Annotated in this window: 7 protein-coding genes; 5 read left to right on the top strand and 2 right to left on the bottom strand. The window is 73.9% G+C overall.

Annotation, left to right across the window (positions count from 1 at the left end; translation table 11 throughout):
* The first annotated feature begins 17 nt into the window (after positions 1–17).
* Both Dfulv_RS48660 and Dfulv_RS41150 read left to right on the top strand, forming a co-directional pair.
* Positions 18–3,050 carry a cobyrinate a,c-diamide synthase gene (locus Dfulv_RS48660; RefSeq protein ID WP_319805723.1) on the top strand — a complete coding sequence of 1,011 codons (3,033 nt, stop codon included), beginning with the start codon at positions 18–20 and terminating at the stop codon, positions 3,048–3,050.
* The gene (locus Dfulv_RS41150) at positions 3,050–3,625 is read left to right on the top strand and encodes a GNAT family N-acetyltransferase (protein WP_259859228.1); all 576 of its coding nucleotides are present in this window, start codon (positions 3,050–3,052) and stop codon (positions 3,623–3,625) included. Before Dfulv_RS48660 ends, Dfulv_RS41150 begins: the two co-directional genes overlap by 1 nt.
* Positions 3,626–3,628: 3 nt before the next feature.
* Here Dfulv_RS41150 and Dfulv_RS41145 read toward each other — a convergent pair whose 3' ends face one another.
* Positions 3,629–5,791, bottom strand: a complete 2,163-nt coding sequence (locus Dfulv_RS41145) for a transglycosylase domain-containing protein (protein WP_259859227.1) — start codon at positions 5,789–5,791, stop codon at positions 3,629–3,631.
* A 47-nt stretch (positions 5,792–5,838) separates the two neighbouring features.
* On the opposite strand from Dfulv_RS41145, the gene cobC reads away from it, so the two are divergent.
* The 3 genes from cobC to cobA are packed head-to-tail and all read left to right on the top strand — an operon-like array spanning position 5,839 to position 9,100.
* On the top strand, positions 5,839–6,852 hold the full coding sequence (gene cobC / locus Dfulv_RS41140) for an Rv2231c family pyridoxal phosphate-dependent protein CobC (protein ID WP_259859226.1): 1,014 nt from the start codon (positions 5,839–5,841) through the stop codon (positions 6,850–6,852).
* Between the two features lie 2 nt (positions 6,853–6,854).
* Entirely contained in the window at positions 6,855–7,898 is a 1,044-nt protein-coding gene (gene cobT / locus Dfulv_RS41135) for a nicotinate-nucleotide--dimethylbenzimidazole phosphoribosyltransferase (protein WP_259859225.1), read from the top strand.
* Positions 7,895–9,100: a uroporphyrinogen-III C-methyltransferase gene (gene cobA / locus Dfulv_RS41130; protein WP_259859224.1), complete on the top strand. Its 1,206-nt coding sequence runs from the start codon at positions 7,895–7,897 to the stop codon at positions 9,098–9,100. The genes cobT and cobA overlap by 4 nt, the downstream gene beginning before the upstream one ends.
* A 61-nt stretch (positions 9,101–9,161) precedes the next feature.
* On the opposite strand, the gene otsB is transcribed toward cobA, so the two are convergent.
* Positions 9,162–11,717, bottom strand: coding sequence for a trehalose-phosphatase (otsB, locus tag Dfulv_RS41125; RefSeq protein WP_259859223.1), 2,556 nt, complete (start codon positions 11,715–11,717; stop codon positions 9,162–9,164).
* Between the last annotated feature and the right edge of the window lie 109 nt (positions 11,718–11,826).

Genomic DNA, 11,826 nt, shown 5'->3' with positions numbered 1-11,826 from the left:
GCGCCGGAGGAACACAGATGAGCACGATCCCACGGCTTGTGATCAGCGCACCGTCGTCTGGACACGGCAAGACGGCGGTGTCCGTCGGCCTGCTGGCGGCGCTCTCCGCGCGGGGATATCGCGCGGCCGGCTTCAAGATCGGGCCGGACCATGTCGACGCGGCCTATCTCGGCCTCGCGGCCGGCCGGCCGGGGCGCAACCTCGACCCGCGCATGGTCGGGGCCAAGCGCATGGGGCCGCTGTTCGCGCACGGGGCCGGGTCGCTCGACATCGCCGTGGTCGAGGGCACGATGGGCCTGTTCGACGGGCTCGCGGGGCGCACCGACAGCGAGTCCACCGCGCAGATCTCCGGGCTGCTGCGTGCCCCGGTGATCCTGGTCGTCGACGTGGGCGCGATGGGGCAGTCGGTCGCGGCGCTCGTGCACGGCTTCCGGGCCTACGACGAGCTGCTCTGGCTCGGCGGCGTGATCCTCAACCGGGTCGCCTCCACCCGGCACGAGCAGCTGCTCCGCGAGGCGCTGGACGACATCGGGGTCCCGGTCCTCGGCGCACTGCGCCGGCACGCGCTCACCGACATCGGTGACGCCGGCGCGCCGCTGCCGTCGCGCCACCACGGCGTCGCCCCGGTCGTCCACCACAACCTCGACGCGATGCGCGCCGTTCGCCGGCTCGGCGAGGTGATCGGCGGCGCCGTCGACATCGACCGCACCATGGCGCTGGCCCGCTCGGCGCCCCGGCTCACCGCCGACCCGTGGAACGCCGAGGCGGAGATCGTCGCCGCCGGCACGTCCGACGCCGCGATCGCGTCCATCGCCGCCATGCGCATCGGGCGCCGCCCGGTCGTCGGGGTGGCGTTCGCCTACCCGGAGACCGCGGAGCTGCTGCAGGCCGCCGGTGCCGACGTGGTGCCGTTCGACCCGTTGCGCGACGAAACCCTGCCCGATGGTGTCGACGGCCTGGTCATCGGCGCCGCCCTGCCGGAGTCGTATGCGGAGGAGCTGACCTTCAACGGCCGCCTGCGCGCCGCCGTCGCCGCCCACGCCGCGGCCGGCAAGCCGATCGCGGCCGAGGGCACCGGCCTGGTCTGGCTCTGCCGCGACTTCAACGGCCGCCCGATGTGCGGGGTCGTCGACGCCTCGGCGCGCGAGACCGACCTGGTGGTCCTCGGCTACCGCGAGGCGACGGCCCGCAGCTCGTCCGTCCTGCTGCCGATCGGCACGCAGGTCGTGGGCCACAAGATGCACCGCACGACCATCACTCCGCGGGCCGGCCTGCAGCCCGCGTGGACGTGGGCCGGCGGCCCGGCGGAGGGCTTCGTCCAGCGCGGCGTCCACGCCTCCTATCTCGGCCTGCACTGGGCCGGCCACCCGAGCATCGCCAGCCGCTTCGTCGCCGGCGCGAGTGCGACCGCCGCCCCGGCCCCGGGCCGGTGGACCACCCCGTCCGCCAACCCCTACGGCCGCCCGTCCTCCACGGTCCCCACCGCCCAGGTCCCGGCCGGTCACGTCTCCGCCGCACGGGCCGTGCCGACGGCCCAGGTTCCGGCGGTTCCGCCGCCGCCCACCACCGTCCCCGCCGGCCAGGTCTCGGCCGGCCCGGCCCCGACCGCCCAGATCCCGCCCGTCGGCCAGGTGCGCCCGGTCGGCGTCGCCTCGACCCTGTCGCTCCCGGGCGACGCCGAGCCCCCGGCCGGCGCCCCCTCCGCCGAGGCCGCGCCGCCCGCCGCCGGGACCGTGCGCTCGCTCTGGGCCGCGCCGTCCGCCGGGCCGGTGTCCTCCGCCGGGCCTGTGTCCTCCGCCGGGCCGGTGTCGTCTCCCGCGCCCTTCGCCGCGGGCTCCGCGCCCTCCGCCGGGCCGGTGTCGTCTCCTGCCGCGTTCGCCGCCGGGTCCGTGCCGTCCGAGGCGGCGGTGTCTTCTGCCGCCTTTGCCGCGGATTCCGTGCCGTCTGCCGGGCCGGTGTCGTCTCCTGCCGCGTTCGCCGCCGGGTCCGTGCCGTCTGCCGGGCCGGTGTCATCCGCGGCGGCCTTCGGTGCCGGTTCGGGCCGGCCGGCCAGTGCTCCCACGTCGCCCGGGGCGTCCTCGCCGTTCGGGCCGGGTGTCGGGTCGGTGATGCCGACCCCGTGGACGTCGGCCGAGGCCTTCGGGGCATCTGCGGACTCGGTCCCGCCTGCTGCCTCGCCCACGTCCTCGCCGACCACGTACACGTCGGCTGCCGCCTTCTCGCCCGCCGGGTCGCCGTCCGTCGCGGCGGTGCCTGTCTCGGGAGGAGCGGGCCTGCCCGGTGCCGAGGTTCCGGTCGCCGGCGAGGCCGGGTCCCGGGGCGGCGAAGCCGTCGGCGCGCCGGCGGCCGGCACCACCGAGGCGCCCGGGGACAGCCCGTCCACCGGGGCTGGTGGGGCGAGCGTTGGGGTGCCTTCCTCGGCGAACGGGCCCGCGGAGGCCGCCGGGCTGCCATTGTCTGGGGTTGTGCCGACGACCGCGACCGTGCCCTCGCCGCCGACCACCCGATCCGTGAACGTTTCCGATGCCCCGGCCGGCGGCGTTGCCGAGCAGGCGTCCGGCCTGGTCTCGGGCGGGCCGCAGCCGTTGACGGGGCTCTCCTCGAGCGTGACCGCGCCCGTGTCGACCCCGCCCGCATCGTCGGAGGACGACCAGCCACGGTCGGCCACCCCGGCGACCTCGGCCGCGGTGCCGGTCTCGTCGGCACCCATGTCGCAGGTGCCGGCGCCGGTGTCCGCGGCGCCGGCCGGCGTGACCGCGATGCCCGCCGCCGGATCCGACCTGGTGGCACCGGTCGACGACGTCGCCTCGCCGTCGCTGTCGGTTCCCACGGCGTCGCCGATCTCCGCACCACCCGTGTTCGCGCCGCCCCAGCAGCAGCCTCCGAGCCCTGAGCCGCAACTGTCCGGCCCGCAGGAGGACAGCATCGCCGAGGGCGCGGCGACCGGCGCTGACAACGCTGCCGCGTCCGCGGGTGCCGACGAGTCCGAGAACGGGCCCGAGAAGGGCGCCGGGCCGGTGCCGGCCGGCGGGTCGAGCGAGGCTGCCTAGTGTCGACCTGGTCGGTGGCCCTGCGCCGCTTTCCCTCGCTGCTGGTCGAGACACCGCGGTTGTTGGTCCGGCCACTGTGTGCCGACGACGACAAACGGGTCGGTGAGATCTTCACCGACCGGCTCGTCCGGCGGTGGCTGCCGATCGCGCAGGACGACGTGACCGAGTTCGACGGGTATGCCTGGTGCACCGAGCTCGCCGTGGAGCGGCGCGACAGCGGGGCCGGTGACCACTACGGCGTCGTGCGCCGGGAGGACGAGCGGCTCGTCGGGTGTCTCTGGACGAAGAACACCGACTGGCTGACCCGGTCGACGGAGATCGCGTTCGCGGTGGCCGCCGACGCGCGGGGGTACGGCGTCGCGCCCGAGGCCGTGGCCGTCGTGGCGCTGTCGCTGTTGCTGGAGCACCGGTTCCAGCGGATCGAGCTGCGGGTCGCACCCGGCAACGTGGCCTCGCGCCGGGTCGCGGAGAAGGCCGGCTTCACGTATGAAGGGCTGCTGCGCAACGCCGGCTCGCTGCACAGCGGACGGGTCGACCTGGAGAGCTGGTCGCTCGTCCCGGCCGACATCCGCTGACGGTCAGTGGCGGGCGGCGCGCTTGCCCGAGACGGCCGGGCCCGGCGGCGTGAAGTCCCGCCACGGCGTGCCGACCAGCGCGTCGTGCAGCGTCTCGGCCACCGTTTCCCGCGGCTTGCCGGCGTTGCCCGAGCCGACGCGGTGCAGCGGGTTGTCCGGGTCGGCGATGAAACCGGCGATCGTCAGGCCGGGTGTCATGCCGATGAACCAGGCGGCCCGGTTGTCGTCGGTCGTACCGGACTTGCCCGCCACCGGGCGGCGGACCGTCGAGGAGACCCGTGCGGCGGTGCCCGAGCCGCCGCAGTCGCCCGTCACCGCGCGATACCCGGTCACACACCGGGCCGCGTCGACCGCGCCCCGCGCCACGTCCGCCGACAGCACCTGCGCACACCGCGGCTTCGCCACCGGCACGCCCTTGTCGTCGACGACCTCGGCACCGGCCGGGTCGACGATCGAGGTCACCGGGATCGGCTCGCACTTCCGTCCGTCGGCGACGACCGTGGCGAACGCGCCCGCCATCTCCAGCGGTGTGGTGTCGGCGACGCCCAGCGTGAACGCGCCCCAGGTCTTCGCCTTCGCCTCCGACGCCTGCAGCTTGTCGATGCTGGTCCGCCAGCGCAGCCCCAGCCGCTCGGCCATGCGGACCGCGGACTCGGCCCCGACACGCTGTTCGAGCTGCACGAAGTAGGTGTTCACCGACTTGCCGAAGCCCGAGTACATCGTGTGCCGCCCGGTCATCGAGTCCGAGGCGTTCGACGGGCACCAGAAGTCGGCGCCGCAGTGCGCGGGGCTGTCCCGGCCGGTCTTGTACTTCGACACGAACGTCTTCGGCGCGTAGATGGACGTCGACAGCGGCATGCCCTGCTCCAGCGCCGCCAGCATCGTGAACATCTTGAACGTCGACCCGGCCTGGTACCCGGCCATGTCACCGCCGCCGAGCAACGGGTTGACCGTGTTCGGGTAGTTGCCGCGTAGCCGCTTGCGCTGACGCGGGTCGGAGTGCGGGCCGTTGCTGGCGCGGTCGAGCGAGTAGACCCGGTTCACCGCCATCGCGCGGACCAGGCCGGTGCCCGGCTCGACGGCGACCTGACCCAGCGCGTACGGGCTGCGCGCCTTCTCCCGCTGCAACACCTTCTGCTGCGCGATCTCCTGGATCCGCGGGTCGAGCGACGTCACCACCCGGTAGCCGCCGCGGCGGAGCTTGTCGATCCGCTCGCGCGGGCTGCTGCCGAACGCGGCCTGTTCGCCCCACCACGAGCGGAACATGGCGCAGAAGAAGCCCCAGCCGGGCCGGGTCGCCAGGCAGTCGTTCGGGGGCTCGGTGAGCTTGAGCGCGATCGGCGTCTTCCGCGCCGCGTCGGCCTCCTCCGGGGTCAGGTACCGGAGGTCGGCCATGCGGCCGATGACGTAGTCCCGGCGCTCGGTGGCGGCCTTCCGGTCGGCGTTCGCCGGGTCGTACGCCGACGGCGCCTGCACCAGCCCCGCGAGGAGCGCCGCCTCGGGGACCGTCAGGTCGGCCGGCCGCTTCGAGAAGTACACCTCGGCGGCGGCCTGCACGCCGTAGGCGCGGTGGCCGAAGTAGGCCACGTTCAGGTACCGCTCCAGGATCTCTTCCTTGCTCATGTGTTTCTCGAGCTCGATCGCGAGCTTCATCTCGCGCAGCTTGCGCGCCCCGGTCTGTTCGGTGGCCGCGTTGACCTCGGCCGGTGTCTCGGCGGAGTCGCGCAGGGCATTGCGGACGTACTGCATCGTCAGCGTCGACGCGCCCTGCGACACGCTGCCGGCCTGCTGGTTGGCGACGAACGCACGCGCGACACCCTTGTAGTCGACGCCGTGGTGCTCCCAGAACCGCGCGTCCTCGGCGGCGACGATGGCGTTGCGGATCGTGTCGGACATCGACGACAGCGGCACGTATGTGCGGTATTCCTCATAGAACTGGGCGAGGAGCGTGGTGCCGTCGGCGGCGTAGACGTGTGTCGTCTGGGCCGACAGCGCCGTCTGCAGCATGCCGACCGGCATGGCCAGCGAGTCGGCGCCCCGTTTTGCCCCGATGCCCGTCACGGCGACGAGCGGGTAGACGAGTGCGGCGACCGCAAGGCCGACGACGAGCCCGGTCCGGACGAGGACGACAAAACCGCCGGTCACTCGCAGCGTGCGCGCGATCACATTCTTAAGCTAGGACAAATCGACTCCGGATACGCGACGATCGCCTGATGCTGCTGCGGTTCCACGGCGACGAGGAGGTCGCACCCGGTCTCGTCGACCTCGCCGTCAACGTGCGCCAGGAGGCGCCGCCCTCCTGGCTGAGCGGGCCGATCGCGGCATCGCTGGCGCACCTGGCGCGGTATCCGGACCCGGCGGAGGCCACGGCCGCCGTCGCCCGGCGGCACCGCCGGCCCGCCGACGAGGTGCTGCTCACCGCCGGGGCGGCGCAGGCGTTCACGTTGCTGGCGCAGGCGTTCCGGCCGGCGCGGGCTCTGGTCGTACATCCACAGTTCACCGAGCCCGAGAGCGCCCTGCTGACGGCCGGGCACCGCGTGGACCGGCTGGTCCTGACGGAGGACGACGGGTTCCGGTTGGCGGCGGTACCTCCGGAGGCCGACCTGGTCGTCATCGGCAACCCGACAAACCCGACATCGGTCCTGCATCCGGCCACAGCGGTCGCCGGCCTCGCCAGGGAGGGCCGGATCCTGGTCGTCGACGAGGCGTTCGCGGACACCGTGCCCGGCGAGCCGGAGTCGCTCAGCGAGCGGCGGGACCTGCCGGGACTCCTCGTCATCCGCAGCCTCACGAAGACCTGGGGCCTCGCCGGACTGCGGATCGGCTACGTGCTCGGCCCCGCCGACCTCATCGCCCGGCTGGCCGAGCACGCTCCACTGTGGAGTGTGTCGACCCCCGCGCTCGCCGCCGCGATCGCCTGCTCGTCCGAGCGTGCCGTGGTGACCGAGCGGGAGATCGCCGTGCGGCTCGTCGGCGACCGCGCGCACCTGGTCGCCGCGCTGGACAAGGCCGGGATCCCGGTCGCCGGGCATCCGGCGAGCGCATTCGTGCTCATCCGCGTGCCGGACGGTGCGCGGGTCCGTTCGGCCCTGCGCACCCGAGGCTTTGCGGTGCGACGTGGCGAAACCTTCCCGGGACTCGGCCCGGACTGGTTACGTATTGCCGTGCGGGACACTGCCACGAGTGACGCCTTCGTCGCCGTGTTGTCCGACGTATTGGGAGGCTGAACATGCTCAACGAGACCCTCGCGGCGATCCGGCCGCTGGACGACGAGGCGATCGCCGCCGCTCGGGCGTTGCAGGCCCGCCTGACCAAGCCGATGGGCTCGCTCGGCGCGCTGGAGACACTCGCCGTGCGGCTCGCCGGGCTCGCCGGCGCCTGCCCGCCGCCGATCCCGCAGCCGGCCGCCCTGGCGATCTTCGCGGGCGACCACGGCGTGCACGAGCAGGGGGTCACGCCCTGGCCACAGGAGGTCACCGCACAGATGGTGGCCAACTTCGTCGCCGGGGGAGCGGTCGTCAACGCGTTCGCGCGGCAGGCCGGGGTCGGCGTGACGGTCGTCGACGTCGGCGTGAAGGCCGGCCTCGATCCCGCGGACGGGCTGCTGGACCGCAAGGTGCGCGCCGGCACCCGCGACCTGAGCGTCGAGCCCGCGATGACCCGTGCGGAGACGCTACAGGCGATCGAGGTCGGCATGCGGGTCGCCGAGGACCTGGTGCGGCAGGGCGCCCGGGCGCTGCTGACCGGCGACATGGGCATCGCCAACACCACCCCGTCGGCGGCGCTCATCGCGGCGTTCACGCACGTCGACCCGGCCGCCGTCACGGGCCTCGGCACCGGCATCGACAGTGAGACGCACGCTCGAAAAGTGGCGGTCGTCACATCCGCTGTCGTCGGGCTGCACGCCGAGGACCCGATCGACATCCTCGCCGCCGTCGGCGGGCTGGAGCACGCCGCGCTCACCGGCTACATCCTGCGGGCCGCCGCGCTGCGCGTTCCCGTGCTCCTCGACGGGGTCATCGCGGCCTCCGCCGCGCTCGCCGCGCACGCCCTCGCCCCGGGCAGCGTGGCCGCCATGGTCGCCGGCCACCGGTCGGCCGAGCCGGGCGCCTCCGTCGCGCTGGGCTATCTTGAGCTCGAACCGCTCGTCGACCTGGGTCTGCGCCTGGGCGAGGGCACCGGCGCCGTCCTGGCGCTGCCGATCGTGGCCAGTGCTGTCCGCGTGCTGCACGAGGTTGCCACTTTCGATTCAGCTGGAGTAGCCCACAAGTGACCCCATATCCCCTCGGTTTACAGCTGGACGGGCTACGCGTCCTGGTGGTCGGCGGCGGCACCGTCGCCACCAGGCGCGTGCCCGCCCTGCTCGACGCGGGCGCGGACCTCGTCCTCGTCTCCCCCCACATCACCCCCGCCCTGCAGTCCCACGTCGACGCCGGCCGCCTCACCTGGCTGGCCCGCCGGTTCGAGCCCGGCGACCTCGACGGTGCCTGGCTGGTCCACGTCGCGGTCGACGACCCCGAGGCCGCGGCCCGGGTCAGCCAGGCCGCCGCCGAGCGGCGCATCTTCTGCGTCCGCGCCGACGACCGCCACGCCGCCACGGCCTGGACCCCTGCCGTCACCCGGCACGGCCCGGTGACGGTCGCCGTGCTGGGCGGCGGCGACCCGGTCCGCGCCGTGGCCGTCCGCGACACGATCGCCGAGGAGCTCGCCGGCGGCGCCGTCGACGCCGTGGCCGTCCCGGACGACGCCGGCCCCGGCCGGGTGGCGCTGGTCGGCTCCGGGCCCGGCGACCCCGAGCTGATCACGGTTCGCGGCCGCCGGCTGCTGGCCGCCGCCGACGTGGTGGTGGTCGACCGGCTCGCCGCCGGGTTGCTGCTCGACGAGTTGCGGCCCGGCGTGGAGCTGGTCGACGCCTCCAAGATCCCGTACGGTCGGTCGGTCGCGCAGGAGGAGATCAACCGCGTGCTCGTGGACCGGGCGCGTGCGGGCAAGTTCGTGGTTCGCCTGAAGGGCGGCGACCCGTTCGTGTTCGGCCGGGGCGGCGAGGAGGTCCAGGCCTGCGCCGAGGCCGGGGTGCCGGTCGTGGTGGTGCCGGGCATCTCCAGCTCGATCGCCGTGCCGTCGGCGGCCGGCATCCCGGTCACCCATCGCGGCGTCGCCCACGAGTTCACGGTCGTCTCCGGCCATCTGCCGCCCGGTCACCCTGAGTCGCTCGTCGACTGGCCCGCCCTGGCCCGGCTGCGGGGCACGCTGTGCGTGCTGATGGGCCTGAAGAACCTTCCGGCGATCGCCGCCGTCCTCCAGGAGCACGGCCGGGCGCCGGACACCCCGGTCGCGGTGGTCCAGGAGGGCACCATGCGCGACCAGCGCACGGTCCGCGCCACGCTGTCGACGGTCGCCGACGCGGTCAAGGAGGCGGCGCTGCGCCCGCCGGTGGTGATCGTGGTGGGCCCGGTGGTCGACGCGCTCGGCTGACCCGAGCAGTGCGGGGGTGCCGGGCGCCGCGCAATGACGCGGCGCCCGGCACCCGTCCCGGTCAGGAGCGGTCGAGCTCCAGCGCGCAGCGGATCAGGCCCAGGTGCGAGTAGGCCTGCGGGTGGTTGCCCAGTGCGCGCTCGGTCAGCGGGTCGTACTCCTCGGGGAGCAGGCCCGTCGGGCCGGCGCACTCGATGAACTGCGCGAACAGTTCCTCGGCGTCCGCCCGCCGTCCGGTGCGCAGGTAGGCCTCGATCATCCACGTCGTGCAGAGGTGGAAGCCGCCCTCGACGCCCGGCAGGCCGTCGTCCCAGCGGTACCGGTAGACCGTCGGGCCCTCGCGGAGGTCGGCCTCCACGGCCAGTACCGTCGCCAGGAACCGCGGATCGTCGTCCTGGAGCAGGCCGGAAAGGCCGATCCAGAGCACCGACGCGTCCATCTCCTCGTAGCCGTAGGCGACCGTGTAGGCGCCGATCTTCTCGTTCCAGCCCTTGTCGAGGACGTTCTCGGCGATGGTGTCCCGCAGGGTGCGCCACACGTCCGGCACCGGGCGGCCCTGGCGCTCGAGCAGCTGGATGCCGCGGTCGACGGTCATCCAGCACATGACCTTCGAGTACACGTAGTGGCGGGGCCGGCGGCGGGCTTCCCAGATGCCGTGGTCCGGCTCGTGCCAGCGCCGTTCGACCGCCTCGACCATCGCGTTCATGAGGGCGAAGTCACCCTCGTCCGGCGGGCGGACGTCGGCGAGCGCGCAGATCAGGTCGGCGACCGGGCCGAACACGTCGAGCTGCACCTGGCCGTTGGCGGCGTTGCCGACGCGGACCGGGCGGGAACCGGCGTAGCCGGGCAGCGCCTCGATGACCGCCTCCGGGCCGAGCTCGGTGCCGTCGAGCGTGTACAGCGGGTGGAGCCGCTCCGGATGGCCGTCGGTGTGTTCGGCGACCCGCAGCGTCCAGCGCACCAGCGACTCCGCCTCCTCGATCGAGCCGAGGTCGACCAGCGCCTTGGCCGTCAGCGAGGCGTCACGAAGCCAGCAGTACCGGTAGTCCCAGTTGCGCGAGCCGCCGATCTCCTCCGGCAGCGACGACGTCGCCGCGGCGAGGATCGCGCCGGTCGGCTTGTGCCACAGGCCGCGCAGCGTCAGCGCGCTGCGTTTCACCAGGTCACGCGCGACCGAGGGCAGCTTGAGCGACTCGGACCAGTCGCGCCACGTGGCCTCTGCCGCGATCTGCCGCTCGTCGAGCGGCACCCGCGGCGGCTCGATGGAGTCGGTGCCGAGCCGCAGCTCGAGCATCGCGGTGCCGCCGACAGCGTTGAGGTCGACCGTGGCGCGGGCGAGGTCGCTGTGGCCGTCGGAGGTGATGTCCCACTCGATGCCGGGGGAGTAGAGCACCATCGGCTCGTTGGAACCCAGCACCAGCAGGCCGTCGTCGCCGATCGGCTGCAGGCGGATGTGCACCTGGCCGAAGTCCGGCCGCGGCACGAAGTCGATCCGGGTCCGCGCGCTGCCCGACAACACGCGGATGAGCGAGTTGCCGGTGCGGTGGTGGTCGAGCCAGTCCGTGACGGTGAGCCCGGACCAGCGGGTCTCCACCGTCATCGTGCCGGGACGGTACCGCTGGCCGAGCGGGATCCCGCCGCGCTCCGGCTGGACCGTGAAGTGCCCGGCCGCCGTGTCGCCGAGCAGGTCGGCGAAGACCGCGCCGGAGTCCGGCTTCGGGTGGCACAGCCAGGTGACCCGCGCCGCGGGGGTGAGCAGCGCGACCGTGTGGGTGTTGGACAGCATCGAGTGCCGCTCGATCGGCACCGCCTGCTCGCCGAAGAGCCAGCGCCGGCGGGTCTGTAACAGCAGCTCGAGGATCGCGACCGCGGCGTCCGCGTCGCTCACACTGAACCGGGCCTGCGTCTCGTCGCCGACGCCGACCTTGATGCCCAGGTCGGGCCCGTGCAGATGGGCGAACGCCTTCTCGTCGGTCGCGTCGTCGCCCAGGTAGACGATCGCGCTCGCCGAGACCTGCATGCGCAGGGCGTCGACGGCCAGGCCCTTGTCGGTCGGCACCACCGACAGTTCGATGACCTCCTTGCCGGTGGTCACCTCGATGTCCGGCCACAGCGCCGCACCGCTGCGCACCGCGTCGAACACGCGCTGGGCCACGTCCCGCGGCGCGGCCCGGGTGTGCACGGCGATGCTGGCCGGCTTGACCTCCAGGCGCACGCCCGGCTGGTCCTTGCAGATGGCGTTGAGGGCGGCTTGGAGCTCGGCCCGGCGCTGCTGGCGCTCGAGCGGCAACTCGTCGATGAAGCCGACGTCGAATTCCGAGCCGTGGCTGCCGACCAGTCGCACCTCGGCGGGGAGGCGCGACAGGGCGGCGAGGTCACGCAGGGCGCGACCGCTGATCACGCCCACCGTCGTCTGCGGCAGCGACGACAGCGCGCGGACCGCGGCTACGGATTCGGCGGTGGGAGTCGCCTTGGTGGGGTCGGCGACGATCGGCGCGAGAGTGCCGTCGTAGTCACACGCGACCAGAAGGTTCGGCACGCGTGCGACGCGCAGCACCGCCGCGCGGAGGTCCGGGTCGAGCGAGAGGACGTTACCTGTCGCCGAGGTCTGGTTCATGTCCGGCCTGTCCGTGGGAGCGATGGAGGTCGTTTGTACATCGGAGGTGTGCAAGGGCCTGCGCGAAGCAGTGCCCGGGTCGAGGCGGGCCCAGGCGCCGCCCGGAACC

The sequence above is a fragment of the Dactylosporangium fulvum genome, assembly GCF_025137375.1.
Taxonomy (GTDB): Bacteria; Actinomycetota; Actinomycetes; order Mycobacteriales; family Micromonosporaceae; genus Dactylosporangium; species Dactylosporangium fulvum.
Note: the sequence above shows the minus strand (reverse complement) of the source record. Positions and strands in the feature narration are given on the sequence as shown.

What these genes read in the sequence shown, in the direction of transcription:
- Dfulv_RS48660 (WP_319805723.1), top strand. Translation starts at nt 18, where the DNA reads ATGAGCACGATCCCACGGCTTGTGATCAGCGCACCGTCGTCTGGACAC.
- cobC (WP_259859226.1), top strand. Translation starts at nt 5,839, where the DNA reads ATGCTGCTGCGGTTCCACGGCGACGAGGAGGTCGCACCCGGTCTCGTC.
- cobT (WP_259859225.1), top strand. Translation starts at nt 6,855, where the DNA reads ATGCTCAACGAGACCCTCGCGGCGATCCGGCCGCTGGACGACGAGGCG.
- otsB (WP_259859223.1), bottom strand. Translation starts at nt 11,717, where the DNA reads ATGAACCAGACCTCGGCGACAGGTAACGTCCTCTCGCTCGACCCGGAC.